Origin of the sequence: Clostridium sp. (assembly GCF_026168755.1) — a bacterium.
Taxonomy (GTDB): Bacteria; Bacillota; Clostridia; order Clostridiales; family Clostridiaceae; genus Clostridium.
The window spans coordinates 1-15,747 of the sequence record NZ_JAPFDR010000024.1 but is presented as its reverse complement, the minus strand read 5'-3'; the positions used below and the strand labels follow the sequence as shown (position 1 = coordinate 15,747).

Here is a 15,747-nt window from a genome sequence, read left to right as displayed (position 1 = left end):
AATTTAGTATAATATATTTTATTATGTATACTAATAAAATATTACACAAATAATTTGATGTATTATATCATAGTAAATAATGATATAATACATCAAGTTGTAATTATATTTAATTATAATAATCTCAATTCACTTAGAAGTTCACAATACTGTTTTTCATATTCTAATTTTTTATCATCATTACACTCAATTGAAATTAGTGAAATAACTTCTGAAAGCCTATTTTGTAAAACTATCTTTTTTTCATTATTGCTTCTTTCCTCTTTGCTACTTTTAGGTTCTTCAATCCTCTTGATCCATTGATCATACTCATAAGGATAGTATTTTAATGTGTTATCTTCAAAACATAATATTTCATTACATACATTAGCAATAAATCTTCTATCATGAGATACGATAATCATAGTCTTATTACTATTTTTTAAAGCTTCTTCTAATGCTTCCATTGACTGAATATCAAGATAATTAGTAGGCTCATCTAAAATCAACAAATTATTATCACTTAAAAGTATCTTACAAAGAGCTACTCTTACTTTTTCTCCTCCGCTTAAAACAGAAACTCTCTTATATACATCACTTTCTCTAAATAAAAATCTACTCAAAACTATCCTTATAAAAGTTTCATTTTCAGAACTACTTTCTAAAATATTATCTAAAATACTTTTATCTTCATTTAAAATCATTAAATCTTGTTGAAAATATCCTATCTTAACTCTATTAGCTATCTTTATACTTTCATTCTTATCCATTATTGATTTTAATAAAGTAGTTTTTCCACAACCATTTTCTCCAATTAAAGCTACTCTTATATTTTTCTTAAGCTTAAAGCTAGCATTTTTTAAAATTATCTTATTATTGAATGAAATATTAATATCTTTTATTTCAATAGGATAATTTGAATAAAATTCATTTCCTTCTGAAATATCAATTTTTATCACTGCTTTTTCTTTAGGTTTTTCTTTTTCTTCCAATTTTTCAATTCTTGTTTTTATAGCTTTTATTGAGTTATCCATATTCTTTTTAGCACTCTGATTTCCCATTTTATGAAGCCTAGCTTCAGAATTACCAAATCTCTTAGGTGTCTTTTTCATTCCATCCCTCAAAGATGTTTTTGTTACTATAGATTCCTCTAATCTTCTTTTCTGTTTTATATATTGATTATATTCAAAATTTTCTCTATTAACCCTCTCTTCTTTTTGTTTAATATAACTACTATAATTACCATTAAATATAGTAACTTTAGATTTATCTATCTCAATTATTTTATTACAAATATTATCTAAAAAACCTCTATCATGAGAGACTAATAATATTGCTCCATTAAATCTTATAAATTTCTCTTCTATATATTTAATAGATTGAACATCAAGATTAGAGGTTGGCTCATCAGCAATAATAATTCTACTACTATTATTTAATGCCTTTGCAACTCTAGCTTTAACCTTTTCTCCACCACTAAAAAAACTCTTATATTCATTTGGTAAATTTAATTCTTTTGATATTTTACTCTCTTCAATATGAATCTCTTCATCTAATTGATTAATATATGAATAATTAGCATCTAGAAAAACATTACCTTTCTCATAACTTTCTTTACCACAAATTATATTTAACAATGTAGTTTTTCCAGAACCATTTATCCCCACAAGTCCTATTTTATCTCCATCAGATATTTCTAATTTATCAATATCTAAAATCAATCTATCTCCATAATACTTTTTTAATTTATTTATTTTAATTAATTGCATAAAAAAATCCCTCCTGTTACTAGAGAGATAATTACGAACCAAAACTATATTTTCATTATTAAAATTGATTTTTAATCCATCAGTAATAAACCTATAATAATATAGACTTATTTTATTTAATAATTCAGTTAAGTTATAGTATCACTTAGTAATCACTCTCTAAAACTTACACAACACAAATAAACCTTTTTAAGGTTAAATTTTTTATTTGGTTGTTTTAATTTTTAAAGATGATTACATTCTCATTTCTACTATACCTTTCCCTTTCTTAAAATTCATTACATTTTTATTATATTATTTTTTTATACTAATGTACATATTTTTTTATAACTTTCTATTCTTCTTTATAACAAACAATAGGAGTTCCTGACTCTATATTTTCATATATTTTTTTAGCCAAATACTCAGGTGCATTTACACAACCATGACTACCATCACTCTTATAAATAGAACCTCCAAAAGCTCCTCTCCAACTTGCATCATGTATACCAATATTACAGTTAAATGGCATCCAATACTTAACATTTGAGCTATATCCAGCACCTTTTAATGTTGCATCCTTCTGTTTATAATTTAATATATAAGTACCTTGTGGTGTTGCATTTCCCCTACTTACGTTTCCTGTTACAATATCTCCCTGTGCAATTAATTCTCCATTTTTATAGAACCATAAATATTGATTAGTCAAATTTATTTCTACATAAGTGTTCCCAATATCATTTTCTCTAGTTCCCCATGCTTTTTGTATATATAGTGGCTCCTTTTTTATAGTTTCACCATTTTTTATATTATTAATTAATTCATCAAACTCTTTACTTTTATCAATTTTCCAACCATAATTTCCACCTGCTACCTCTACAGTTTTTCCAGTAGTAGTTTTAAAACTACGTGTCTTTCCATAAGTGTCATATTTGATACTTAAATCATTTAAATATTCTTTAATCTTCTTTTCATTAAATACAACATTCATAAATTCATCTATTTCTAACCACTCATTAATAATACTTCCATCTAAAATCTCTACTTCATTATCAAAATTATAATACACTCTAGTAGATACAAATGTATTTAATTGTTTTTGAGCTTCTATAACCATCTCATTTGTTGATGTAAAGTCTGGATTTTCATAAGCATTTATTTCTTCTAAATCAATAATTTCTCTTCCTATTAAAACAGAATTTAGTATATAAGCATGTAAATAATCTTTATTAACTTTATTTCCATATACCTCTTTAATTATCTCATATTCCGTACCATTATAATGAAAACAGGCATCTAAAGGCTCAACAATATTCTCTTTAACAAAACATGATAATTTATTGAATTCCTCATCAAGCAAACTTTTTTCATATGTATAAACATTATTTATATTATATGAATTTTGGATAAATAAAAACTTAGGCCATAAAAATCCATTTTGTTTTTTCTTTAACTCACCTATTTTATTACTTCCTTTATACTCAAAATTAATTTTATCTCCTTCAATATATTCTACTACATCATTTCTCTCCCTAATTTCCAAAACATAGTTATAAGATTCATTTAGTAATTCAGTATCAGCCTCTTCTACAGTTTTAAAAGATACATTTACACCATTTATATATGTACCTATAAAAAAGTGATTTTTAAAATAAATAGAAATTAGAAGATATATTATTAATAAAGTAAAAATAGCAATAATTATAATAAAGGTTATACTATTTTTTTTATTTTTAATCAAAGTAACCATTCCCCCTAATATTATTCCTTAAAATGCTTGTACACTCTATTATTATGTAATTAATTTATCTTTTAAAACAAATAAAAAAATAATAATGAAATATCTATACTATTTCATTATTATTTAAAGAATACTAGTTCAATATAAGAAAATATTTTATACTTTATTTACTTTTTATAAAGTGTTTTATGATAGTTGTATATTTATTAAATTAGTTTATCATTTTTTAGTAAATTAAATAATGTTGGATTAAAATTAAATGTTTCAATTAAATTATTAACTTCTTTAAGGGATTTTTCTCTTTTTTCCTTTGATACATTTGATTTTGAAGCTCTAATTAAAATATTTTTGGGAGAATGTGAAATATCTATAAACTCTAATAATTGAGTCTTATATCCTGCACACTCTAATAGATTTGCTCTTACGCTATCAGTCATTAAAGCAGCTATTCTTTCTTGAACTATACCATACTTAGTTAATATTGATAATTCATCTGCTTTCATTTGAGTATTAAATTCATGTTGACAACATGGAACTGAGAAAATCATTTTACTATTCCATTTAATAGCATTATATAATGCATAATCTGTTGCAGTATCACAAGCATGTAATGTTATTACCATATCAACCTTATTGTTATACTTAAATCCATTAATATCTCCTAATTCAAAATGAAGATTATCATAGTTATATCTTTGAGCTATTTCATTACATTTTTTAATTACATCTTCTTTTAAATCTAAACCTATCATCTTTACATTTATGTTTTTTATTTTTACAAAATAGTAATATAAGACAAATGTTAAATATGATTTACCACATCCAAAATCTAATATTGTTAACTCTTTATAATCATTCTTTTTAATTTCATCATCAATTATTTCAATAAATCTATTTATCTGCTTATATTTATCATATTTAGAATTAATAACTTTACCTTCTTTAGTAAATATCCCTAAATCTATAAGTGGTTCAATAACCATACCTTCTTTTAATATATAATTTTTTTCTTTATTATGACCTTTTTTAATAACTTTAGAATTACCACTTTTCTTCTTTCCTAAAAATACTTTTCCTTTTTTAGATATCTTCATATCATATGTATAATTACCTGACCATGCTGAAAGTTGCTTATAATCTCCATTTAAACATTCATATACCTTTTCATTGACACTTTCTATATCTATATTTTCATGAAAAACTTGCTTATCTGTAAATTTTTCTATTTGATAAAATCTACCTTTATTTGTTTCCTTCAAATTAACTACTATCTTATTGTATTTAACTTCCTTATTAACCTTATTACTTATAACAATCTTTATTATGTTATCCTTAAATATTTCGTCTAATGCTTTTTTTAACTCTTCCATTTACATCCACCTTGTTTATGAATAATATAATCTAATTTTAATTTATATAATATCATTTTTTCATTATTAATGATATACATTAAATTGAATTATTAAATAATAAATAGCTAGTATTAACCTTATTTTATATTTAGCCCTAATAATCTACTTAAATCCAAAGCTTGCATTGTTGTTACTGTCGCTCCATATATATTAGGAATATCTACATCAATACCCGTAATATCGCAAGTAGTTAAATCTATTTTCCCTAGAAATGTTTTATTAAAAAATCCGTTAGTTAAATTACAATTTTCAAATACTGTTTTTTCTAATTTAACATCTTGTAATACGGCTTCAGTCATGTTACAATCTACAAAGTTTGCACTGTTTATTTTACTAAAAGAAAAATTAGAATATTTTCCTAATATATTTTCAAATAAAACATTTTTCAAATTGCATTCATCAAATCTTGCTCCAATTAATTTACAGTTTATAAATTGAGTCCTATGTATGCTACTCCCAATAAATGATACATTAGATAAATCACAATTTTTAAATATTGTATCTATTAAATCAACTCTTTCAAAGCTGCAATCTATAAAAGCTATATTATTGAATATACATGAATCTATAGTAATACCTATATCATTCTTACTTTCTATATCAATATTTTCTATAAGTTTATTTTGTATTTTTTCACTATATACAAATTCATCCCTTATATCTATAATATTTTCAATATCATCAATAAATTTAGGATTTTGTATTTTTATTAATTTTGGCATTAAATTTTCTCCTCACTTTTATATCAGATGATTATTTTTCCACCAGTGATTATTTACTCTTCCCAATGTTGTGCTCTACTAACAGCTTTTTTCCATCCATTATATAGATTTTCTCTATCTTCAAGATCCATATTAGGTTCATACTTTTCACCTGTATAGCAATTTTCTACTATTTCCTCAAGATTATTAAAATATCCCACAGCTAATCCAGCTAGGTACGCTGCACCAAGTGCTGTAGTTTCTGTTATTATAGGTTTACATACTTCAATATTAGTTATATCTGACTGAAATTGCATTAGTAACTTATTCTTACTAGCTCCTCCATCTACTTTTAAAGTATTTATTTTACATCCTGAATCTTCTTCCATAGCATTTATTAAATCTCTCACTTGATAAGCAATAGATTCAAGAGCTGCTCTAATTATATGATTTTTATTTGAACCTCTAGTTAATCCAAATATGGATCCTCTTGCATACATATCCCAATAAGGTGCCCCAAGTCCAACAAATGCTGGGACTACATAAACTCCACCATTATTTTTTACTTTTTTAGCAAAGTATTCAGAATCTTGAGCATCAGTTAACATTCCCATCTCATCTCTAAGCCATTGAATTATTGCTCCACCCATAAAAACAGAACCTTCTAAAGCATAATTCACCTTACCATTTAATCCTATTGCTATAGTGGTCAAAAGTCCATTTTTACTTTCAACTAATTCTTCACCAGTATTCATTAACAAGAAACATCCTGTTCCATATGTATTTTTAGCATCACCTTTATTAAAAGCTGCTTGACCAAAAAGAGCTGCTTGCTGATCCCCTGCTATCCCAGCTATCGGTACCTTAATATTATCTTTTCCACCTAAATTAACATATCCATATATTTCAGAGGAACTTTTTACTTCAGGTAACATAGATATTGGAATATTAAGCTTTTCTAATATTTTTTTATCCCAATTTAACTCTCTAATATTAAAAAGCATAGTTCTTGAAGCATTAGTATAATCGGTTACATGAACCATACCATTTGTAAGTTTCCAAAGTAACCATGTATCAACTGTTCCAAAAAGCAAATCTCCCCTATCAGCTTTTTCTCTAGCACCTTCTACATTATCTAGTATCCATTTAACCTTTGTTGCTGAAAAATATGCATCTATTAATAATCCTGTATTTTCTTTAATATACTTGTCAAATCCATCACTCTTTAATTTTTCACAAATATCTGCAGTTCTTCTACATTGCCAAACTATAGCATTATATATAGGCTCACCAGTTTGTTTGTCCCATACTATTGCAGTTTCTCTTTGATTAGTTATACCTATTGCAGATATCTGTTCTGATTCAATATTAGTTTTTGCTAAAACTTCTTGTAATACACCATATTGAGATGCCCATATCTCCATGGGATCATGTTCAACCCATCCTTCTTTAGGATATATCTGTTTAAATTCTTTTTGTGCTATTCCATATATGTTTTGTTCCTTGTCAAATATTATAGCCCTTGAACTTGTAGTGCCTTGATCTAAAGCTAAAATATACTTATCCATACCCTTACCTCCTAATTAAATATTAATATTGATAATAATAGCATATTTTAATACTAGTATAAAGATTTTATCATTGTTATTTTATAATAATAAAAGGCTATATTACTTTATTTTATATAAATAAATATTTTTAAAATAAAGTAATATAGCCTTTAAAATTTTATTTTTTTAATTTATTAAGATTTTTTAAGTTACCTAAATTTATATCTAATATATTAATTCCAAATTCAAAACATCCATTACTAGTCTTTAATGTACTAATATCTAACTTATCTAATTTAATTCCATATGTGTCAGTACAATAAGCTTTCACCATTTTTTCAATATCTATTGTTAACACTTTATCCTTTAAATTCATTCCTTCTATATCATTTATAGACTTAGTCAAAAGTGCTATAGATCCCTTAACTAATGGATTAGAAGAACTTTTTCCGGAAATTTGAAAGTTATTAATATCGATATAAATTATATTATTTTTAAAAGTAGATATTGTCATTGATGTATCAAACTCAATATTTAACCCGACTAACTTATAAATTCCACTTGCATTAATTGTATTTCCTAAATCCAACTTTTTAATTATTGTTTTATCCTGTAAAGCTATTAAATTTAATATATCATCCTTTGATAAGCTTAAAACTAAGTTTTTTAATTTCATTCATTTCATTCCTTTAATATTAAAGTTTTATTCATAAAATTATATTCTTTAGCTAAAATTTAATACCTATATTTTTACACATCTTTATAGAATAAAAATAAAATAATATATATACTTTTATAAACAACAAGGGGATGATAAATTGGAAAACTTTAAAGAGTTAACTCTAAGTGATAAAGATTTATTTAATAATTATTTAAAATATTTCAACAATAACTCTTATGAATACTCATTTACTGCTTTATATTTATGGAGAGATTTATGTAAAACTAAATACTCCATAATAAACAATTGCTTAATAATAAAAAAGGAAACTAATTATGGATCATTTTTTATGATGCCAATAGGTTACACCAAAGCAACACTTCAAGAGTTAATTCTTAAATTAAAAAAACTACCTAATAATGATACTATTTATTTGTTAGGAGATATAGAAGATAGCTTTATTTATGATTTAAAAACACTAACTAATTTACCTTTTAAAATCATTGAAAATAGAGATACTTTTGAATATATCTATTTAACAAATGACTTATTAAACTTAGAAGGTAAAAAATATCATCAAAAGAAAAATCATTATAACTCTTTTATAAATTCATATGACTATACAGTTACTTCTATTGATAGCGAAGAAAAAATAAATGACTGCTTAAAATTATTATCAAATTGGCATTCAAAAAGAACTTCTCTTTGTGGAGAACTTCAGATAGAAACTAAAGAGATAACTGACTTACTTTATAATCTTAATTATCTAAACTTATATTCTATTTGTGTTTACGTCAAAAATTCTTTAGTTGGCTTTTCAATTGGAGAAATTTTAAATGATACTGCTATAATTCATGTCGAAAGATGTAACATTGATTATAAGGGAATCTACGCATTCATAAATAGAGAGTTTATAAGAAGAGATTTTTCAAAAACAAAGTATATAAATAGACAAGAGGATTGTGGTTGTGAAGGTTTAAGAAAATCTAAACTTTCATATAAACCATTATATTTACTAAAAAAATCATTAATAATAATTTAAAGGAAGCTGATATTTTCGGCTTCCTTTAAATTTATTTATTATCTTAAAACAGCACCTAATTTATGTTCTAATGCTTTAAGAATCTTATCATGAACTTTAGATATATCTTTATCTTCTAAAGTTTTCTTTTCATCTCTATATGCAATAGCATAAGCTATAGATTTCTTTCCTTCTGGTATTTGAGCACCTTTGTATATATCAAATAATTGAACCTTTTCTACTAAGTTTCCACCAGCTTTTCTTATTGTTTCTTCTATTTCAGCAACTAATATAGAATCATCACAAAGTAATGCTATATCTCTAGTTACAGCTGGGAACTTTGGTAATGGCTTGTAAGTTTTTACTGTAGTTGAAGCTTCAAATAAAGCATCTAAGTCTAATTCAGCTACATAACAATCTACATCTATTCCATAATTTTCTGTTACATCTGGATGAACTTCTCCAAATACACCAACTTTCTTATTCCTTACCATAAGAGCAGCTGTTTTTCCTGGATGATAGCTTGGATTTTCGCTTTCTCTAACATATTTAGCTTTAGCTATTCCTAATCCATCAATTACATTTTCAACTATTCCTTTAAGATCTAAATAGTCACATTCACCATAAATACCTATAGTTAAAACATTTTTTTCTGTAGGTAGTTGTTTTTCATCTTCATTTGGTAAGTATACTCTACCAACTTCAAATAATCTTACATAGTCATTGTTTCTTGAATAGTTTCTTCCTAAAGATTCCATCATTGAAGGTAATGTAGTTGTTCTCATTACACTATAATCTTCACCTAATGGGTTCTTTATTTTAACAACATTTCTAAGTTCACTATCTGCTGGTATATTAACCTTATCAAATACCTTAGGAGATACAAATGAATAACTAATAGATTGGTTAACACCACTACCTACCATTATTTCTATAACTTTGTCTGTTAATAATTCATTTTTATATTTTGGTTCTCTTTCTGTTGAAACCTTAAATATAGTAGTAGGAATCTTATCATATCCATAAATTCTAGCAACTTCTTCTGCAATATCTTCTTTTATAGCAATATCTATTCTGAATGTTGGAATAGTTATAACTAAATCATCGCCTTCAACATTTGTCTTTAGGTCTAAAGAATCTAATGCTTTTTTCATTTCTTCTTTTGAGATTTCAGTTCCTAAGAATTTATTTATCCAATTAGAATTTACAGTTATAGAACCTTCTTCTTTTATATTGTTATAAACATCTATAGTTCCTTCCATAACTTCTCCACAGCCTAACTCGCATATTAAAGCACAAGCTCTATCTATTGCAAGTTTAGCTAAGTTTGGATCTATATCTTTATCAAATCTTGAAGAACTTTCTGATCTTAAATTTAACTTTTTAGAACTAACTCTTATGTTAGTGCCTTCAAAATTGGCAGATTCAAAGATTACTTCTGTAGTATCATCTTGAATTTCTGAATTTAATCCACCCATAATTCCAGCTATAGCTACAGACTTAGAACCATCTTTAATCATTAAGATGCTTGAATCTAATTCTCTTTCTATTTCATCTAAAGTTGTAAACTTTTCTCCATCTTGAGCTCTTTCAACAACTATAGTCTTACTTTCTATTTGTCTTGCATCAAAAGCATGCATTGGTTGACCTAGCTCTAACATAACAAAATTAGTTATGTCAACTATATTGTTTATAGGTCTAACCCCTGCTTCTAAAAGTCTTTCTTGAATCCAACCTGGTGATGGCTCAACCTTAACATTTTTAACACCCTTAGCCATGTATCTTCTACATAACTCATCCTTAACTTCAACTTTTAATTCATCATTAATATCTTTTGAAGATTTAACTTCATAGTTGAAATTTGGCATTTTATAAGATGTTCCAAGCGTTGCAGCTGTTTCTCTAGCCATTCCTATGATACTTAAACAATCTGGTCTATTAGATGTTATTTCAAAATCTAATATTGCCTTATTTAACCCTAAGTATTCCTTAATATCCATTCCTAATGGAGCATCAGCTGGTAAAATCATTAATCCATGAACTGGCTCATCTCCAGCAATTCCAAGTTCTTCTTCAGAACAGAACATACCGTTAGATACTACACCTCTCATTTTACCTTTCTTAATTTCAGTTCCATCAGCTAAAATAGATTTGTGAAGAGCAACTGGAACTATATCTTGTTCCTTCATATTAGTTGCAGCTGTAACTATTTGTATTTCCTCTTCTTGCCCTATATTAACTTGACAAACATTTAATCTATCTGCATCTGGGTGCTTTTCTATTTTTGTAATTTTACCAGTAACAACATTTTTTATATTATCACCTTGTATAATAACCTCTTCTAATGCTGATCCTGAAAGAGTTAATTTATCTCCTAATGTATGCGGATCTACGTTTACTTCCGCATAATCCTTTAACCAATTATATGGTACTTTCATATTACTTTACCTCCTAATTAAAATTGATTTAAAAATCTCATATCACTTTCGTATAATGCTCTTATATCATCAATACCATACTTAAGCATAACCATTCTATCTACACCAAATCCAAAAGCAAATCCACTATAAACTTCTGGATCAATTCCACAATTTCTTAAAACATTTGGATGAACCATTCCACATCCTAATATTTCAATCCAACCGCTTCCTTTACATACTCTACATCCTTTTCCTTCACAAACGAAGCAAGTTGCATCCATTTCAGCTGAAGGTTCAGTAAATGGGAAGTGATGTGGTCTAAACTTAGTTACAACCTTATCTCCAAACATTTTTTTAGCAAATAATTCTAAAGTACCTTTTAAATCTGCAAAAGTAACTCCTTTATCAATTACTAATCCTTCCATTTGATAGAATATTGGTGAATGTGTAGCATCTACAGCGTCTGATCTATAAACCTTACCTGGAGATATCATCTTTATTGGAGGTTCTTGATTTTCCATAGTTCTAATTTGAATTGGAGAAGTTTGAGTTCTTAAAACTATATTATCATTTATATAAAAAGTATCTTGTTCACTTCTTGCTGGATGATCCTTAGGAATATTTAAGGCTTCAAAATTATAATGATCTAATTCAACTTCTGGACCATCTTCTACTGTAAACCCCATTGAAATAAATATTTCTTTCATACTTTCTAAAGTTAAGTCTAAAGGATGTCTCTTACCAATAACCTTTCTTTTTCCAGGAAGAGATATATCAATAACTTCACTTGCAAGTTTAGCATTTTTTTCTCTTTCCTTTATTTCTTTTACAGCTTCCTCTAGTTTCGCTTCAACTTCACTTTTTGCTTCATTAACTAATTTACCAACTACTGGTCTTTCTTCTGGACTTAATGATCCCATTCCTCTTAATATTGTAGTAAGCTCACCTTTTTTCCCAAGGTATTTTACTCTTATTTCTTCTAATGCTCCACTATTTTCCGCAGCAGATATTTCATTAAAAGCAGCTTCTTTAATTGCTAACAATTTTTCTTGCATTTTTATTCTCCCTTCTTATTAATTCCTAAAATTTGGCGCAAAAAAAGGATATTCAGTCCCAAAAAGGGACGAAATATCCGCGTTACCACCCTAATTGATATTTTATTATTAATAAAATATCCATCTTAATTAAATAACGGTTTTAACCGCTAACTACTACTATCATTTCACAGTTAGGACTCCTGAGGGAACTTCAATATAACTTTATATAAAAAGACTTACAGTCTAAGGTCTTTTCTCCCTGTATACTCCATTATATCTACTTTCTCATTCACTGTCTTTCAATATTTATTTACAATTTATTATACAAATAACCAATATTTTTTTCAATACTTTATTTTAAAATTTATTTTACAATAAACTTTGTCTTACTTTTTCGAATAATATTATAGAAGTTGCAACACCTACATTTAATGACTCTGCTCCACCAGGCATAGGAATTTTCACTTTTTTATCTGCAAGTTCAAAAATCTCTTCACTTATACCATTTCCTTCATTTCCAACAGACAATATAACTTTTCCACTTAAATCTTCCTCAAAGAAATTTTTTGACTCTTCTAAAGATGTAGCTACTAAATCAAAGCCTTCACTCTTTAACTTTTTTAATAAGTTTAAATCATTATCATAAATGATTGGTATATAGAATATAGAGCCCATTGTCGATCTAATAGTTTTATCATTATATATATCAACTGTACCCTTTGTTAATATAATTGCATTTACTCCTGCAGCATGAGCAGTTCTAATAATTGTTCCTAAATTTCCAGGATCCTGAACCTTATCACACAATAAATAAAAGTCGCCATTTATATCACTTATTAAATTATTTATATTAGCTACAGCAATTATACCTTGAGTATTTTCTGTTGAAGTTAATTGAGAAAATAATTCATTTCTCATTTCATAAATTTTAATATTATTTATATACTGACTTAAATACTCTTCTAGTTTTACTTTTCCACCTTCATTTACTATTATATACTCTATATTGCACTTTGCTTTAAAGGCTTCCTGAACCAATCTAAATCCTTCTATAATATATTTATTTTCTTTTGTTCTATGCTTTCTTTCCTTTAACTTTTTCGTATATTTAAATAACGTGTTGTCTTTACTTTCAATGACTATCAAAGTTTCACCTCTTATTTTTTTCTAATTAAAATTTCCTCTAGATTACTTAAATCATCAGTTGAACCAATAGCAACTATAATATCATCTTCTGACAATATATCCTCTGCTTTTGGAGAGATATCTATATCATCCCCTCTTTTTATTGCCATAATATTTATTCCGTAATTACTTCTTAATTTTAATTCTTTTAACGTTTTTCCATTCCATTCATTAAGAACTCTTAACTCCATAATACTATAATCAGGAGATAATTCAATAAAATCAAGTATACTAGCTGAAACTAAATTATGAGCTACTCTTACGCCCATATCTTTTTCAGGTAGTACAACTCTATCTGCACCTATCTTATATAATACTTTTGCATGTAAATCACTTTGACCCTTTGCAATTATATACTTAACACCTAATTCTTTGACTAATAAAGTTACCATTACACTTGCTTGTATATTAGATCCAATAGTAACTACAGCAACATCAAAATTTCTTAACCCTAAAGTTTTTAATGCACTTTCATCAGTTGCATCCATTTGAACTGCATGCGTTACAGAGTCAGAAATTTCTTGTACAGAATCTTCGTCCATATCAATTGCTAAAACATCATGTCCTAAAGAATACAAAGTCTTAGCAACCGATTCTCCAAATCTACCTAATCCAATAACTACAAACTGCTTATTATTTGCCATGTTTCTTCCCCTAACCTATTAAAATTTTTCCTTCTGGATATTTAATACCTGAGTTTATTTTTTTTCTTGTTATAGATAATACTACAGTTAATGGTCCAACTCTACCTAAATACATCATAAACATTATTAATACTTTTCCTACACTACTTAATTCAGAAGTCAGACCTAAAGTTAATCCTGCAGTTCCAAAAGCTGATACTGTTTCATAAAATAATGATATGAAACTTGCTCCTTTTTCTGTATAAGATAATAGCATAGTAACAACTATTACTAAACTTATTCCAATAAATATTAATGTAAATGCTTTATACACTAAATCTTTACTAAATCTTCTCTTAAATACCTCTGAATCTTCTCTTCCTTGTATCACACATATTATAGTTACAATCAAGATTCCTATAGTTGTAGTCTTTATTCCACCAGCTGTTGATCCTGGAGATCCACCAATAAACATAAGAATTATAGTTAAAAACTGTCCAGCCGTAGTCATTCCATCTGTAGAAATACTATTAAATCCAGCTGTTCTTGGTGTAACTGATGCAAAAAATGAGTTCATAACTTTATCCATAAAAGACATATTTGCTATAGTATTAACATTATTATTTTCAAATAAAAACATTAATACAGTTCCCCCTAAAACTAGCACTGTAGTCATTAATATTACCATTTTTGAATGAAGAGAAACTTTTTTTAAGCTCTTACTACTATATAATTCACTCCATACAGTAAATCCTAATCCACCAATTATAATTAATGCTGATGCCACCAATATTACAACTGCATTAGAATTATAAGATGTTAAGCTGCTAAAATTACCTAAAATATCAAATCCAGCATTACAAAAAGCAGATATAGAGTGAAATATACTATAAAATAATCCTTTTCCTAATCCATATTCAGGAACAAATTGTGTAGAAAATAATAATGCACCAAAAAATTGCACAGATACTGTAAATACTAGCACATACTTAACCATTTTTACTAATCCTTGTATATTAAAGGTATTCATAGCATCTTGTAATATCAATCTCTCTCTCAAAGTAATCTTTTTTCCTAAAATAATAGCAATTAATGTTGTAAAAGACATAAATCCCAATCCACCAATTTCTATTAATATCATTATAACCGTTTGTCCAAACATATTCCAATATGTACCTGTGTCTACAACTATTAACCCAGTAACACAAACAGCCGATGTGGCAGTAAATAAGGCATCTAAAAAATTAGCACTTTCTCCACTAGTGGTGGATATAGGTAAAGTTAATATTAATGCACCTACCAATATTACCAATATAAATCCTAAAGCTAAAACTTGAACTCCCTTAAGCTTAAAATTTCTCTTGAAGTTCCATTTCATCATATCACCTCCTAAATTCACTAATTATAATATTATTTTGTTCTTTTTCTCACTTTTTATTATCATTAAGTTCAACATGTATTTTACCACCTTTATATTATTTTTGATAGATATTCCATATTAAAATTTATATAATATTCTAAATTATAATATTAATCGAGTAGGAGGTAGATAATTATTTTATCTACCGACCTCTCACACCACCGTGCGTACCGGTCTGGTACACGGCGGTTCTTTAAGTTTAATGAATTTTAATATATTGACGCGTTAGGCTTTTCAAGCCTAAGTCGT

Annotated in this window: 12 protein-coding genes and 1 other annotated feature; of the genes, 1 reads left to right on the top strand and 11 read right to left on the bottom strand. The window is 26.7% G+C overall.

What is annotated here, in order from left to right:
- Nucleotides 1–113 precede the first annotated feature (113 nt).
- The 6 genes from abc-f to Q0Y03_RS09725 form a co-directional block, all read right to left on the bottom strand.
- Complete coding sequence (gene abc-f, locus Q0Y03_RS09750; protein WP_297713633.1) at nt 114–1,748, bottom strand: ribosomal protection-like ABC-F family protein; 1,635 nt, start codon at nt 1,746–1,748, stop codon at nt 114–116.
- A gap of 334 nt (nt 1,749–2,082) precedes the next feature.
- Complete coding sequence (locus Q0Y03_RS09745) at nt 2,083–3,468, bottom strand: peptidoglycan binding domain-containing protein (protein ID WP_297713632.1); 1,386 nt, start codon at nt 3,466–3,468, stop codon at nt 2,083–2,085.
- Nucleotides 3,469–3,674: 206 nt separating this feature from the next.
- On the bottom strand, nt 3,675–4,838 hold the full coding sequence (locus tag Q0Y03_RS09740; RefSeq protein WP_297713631.1) for an SAM-dependent methyltransferase: 1,164 nt from the start codon (nt 4,836–4,838) through the stop codon (nt 3,675–3,677).
- Between the two features lie 119 nt (nt 4,839–4,957).
- Entirely contained in the window at nt 4,958–5,602 is a 645-nt protein-coding gene (locus Q0Y03_RS09735) for a pentapeptide repeat-containing protein (RefSeq protein ID WP_297713630.1), read from the bottom strand.
- Between the two features lie 53 nt (nt 5,603–5,655).
- Nucleotides 5,656–7,149: a glycerol kinase GlpK gene (glpK, locus tag Q0Y03_RS09730; protein ID WP_297713629.1), complete on the bottom strand. Its 1,494-nt coding sequence runs from the start codon at nt 7,147–7,149 to the stop codon at nt 5,656–5,658.
- A gap of 160 nt (nt 7,150–7,309) precedes the next feature.
- Entirely contained in the window at nt 7,310–7,807 is a 498-nt protein-coding gene (locus Q0Y03_RS09725) for a hypothetical protein (protein WP_297713628.1), read from the bottom strand.
- Nucleotides 7,808–7,949: 142 nt separating this feature from the next.
- On the opposite strand from Q0Y03_RS09725, the gene Q0Y03_RS09720 reads away from it, so the two are divergent.
- Nucleotides 7,950–8,834, top strand: coding sequence for a phosphatidylglycerol lysyltransferase domain-containing protein (locus Q0Y03_RS09720; RefSeq protein ID WP_297713627.1), 885 nt, complete (start codon nt 7,950–7,952; stop codon nt 8,832–8,834).
- A 38-nt stretch (nt 8,835–8,872) separates the two neighbouring features.
- On the opposite strand, the gene pheT is transcribed toward Q0Y03_RS09720, so the two are convergent.
- From pheT to Q0Y03_RS09695, 5 genes are all read right to left on the bottom strand, one after another.
- On the bottom strand, nt 8,873–11,251 hold the full coding sequence (gene pheT, locus Q0Y03_RS09715) for a phenylalanine--tRNA ligase subunit beta (RefSeq protein WP_297713626.1): 2,379 nt from the start codon (nt 11,249–11,251) through the stop codon (nt 8,873–8,875).
- Nucleotides 11,252–11,268: 17 nt separating this feature from the next.
- Nucleotides 11,269–12,288 carry a phenylalanine--tRNA ligase subunit alpha gene (gene pheS, locus Q0Y03_RS09710; protein ID WP_297713625.1) on the bottom strand — a complete coding sequence of 340 codons (1,020 nt, stop codon included), beginning with the start codon at nt 12,286–12,288 and terminating at the stop codon, nt 11,269–11,271.
- 61 nt (nt 12,289–12,349) lie between these two features.
- Nucleotides 12,350–12,572, bottom strand: a binding site (T-box leader).
- Between the two features lie 67 nt (nt 12,573–12,639).
- A complete protein-coding gene (locus tag Q0Y03_RS09705) occupies nt 12,640–13,416 on the bottom strand; it encodes an RNA methyltransferase (protein ID WP_297713624.1) in 777 nt (258 codons plus the stop codon).
- 11 nt (nt 13,417–13,427) lie between these two features.
- Nucleotides 13,428–14,099 (bottom strand): TrkA family potassium uptake protein, encoded by a 672-nt coding sequence (locus tag Q0Y03_RS09700; RefSeq protein ID WP_297713623.1) that lies wholly within the window; start codon nt 14,097–14,099, stop codon nt 13,428–13,430.
- Nucleotides 14,100–14,109: 10 nt separating this feature from the next.
- Nucleotides 14,110–15,456 carry a TrkH family potassium uptake protein gene (locus tag Q0Y03_RS09695; protein WP_297713656.1) on the bottom strand — a complete coding sequence of 449 codons (1,347 nt, stop codon included), beginning with the start codon at nt 15,454–15,456 and terminating at the stop codon, nt 14,110–14,112.
- Between the last annotated feature and the right edge of the window lie 291 nt (nt 15,457–15,747).

What these genes read in the sequence shown, in the direction of transcription:
- abc-f (WP_297713633.1), bottom strand. Translation starts at nt 1,748, where the DNA reads ATGCAATTAATTAAAATAAATAAATTAAAAAAGTATTATGGAGATAGA.
- Q0Y03_RS09740 (WP_297713631.1), bottom strand. Translation starts at nt 4,838, where the DNA reads ATGGAAGAGTTAAAAAAAGCATTAGACGAAATATTTAAGGATAACATA.
- Q0Y03_RS09735 (WP_297713630.1), bottom strand. Translation starts at nt 5,602, where the DNA reads ATGCCAAAATTAATAAAAATACAAAATCCTAAATTTATTGATGATATT.
- glpK (WP_297713629.1), bottom strand. Translation starts at nt 7,149, where the DNA reads ATGGATAAGTATATTTTAGCTTTAGATCAAGGCACTACAAGTTCAAGG.
- Q0Y03_RS09725 (WP_297713628.1), bottom strand. Translation starts at nt 7,807, where the DNA reads ATGAAATTAAAAAACTTAGTTTTAAGCTTATCAAAGGATGATATATTA.
- pheT (WP_297713626.1), bottom strand. Translation starts at nt 11,251, where the DNA reads ATGAAAGTACCATATAATTGGTTAAAGGATTATGCGGAAGTAAACGTA.
- pheS (WP_297713625.1), bottom strand. Translation starts at nt 12,288, where the DNA reads ATGCAAGAAAAATTGTTAGCAATTAAAGAAGCTGCTTTTAATGAAATA.
- Q0Y03_RS09700 (WP_297713623.1), bottom strand. Translation starts at nt 14,099, where the DNA reads ATGGCAAATAATAAGCAGTTTGTAGTTATTGGATTAGGTAGATTTGGA.
- Q0Y03_RS09695 (WP_297713656.1), bottom strand. Translation starts at nt 15,456, where the DNA reads ATGAAATGGAACTTCAAGAGAAATTTTAAGCTTAAGGGAGTTCAAGTT.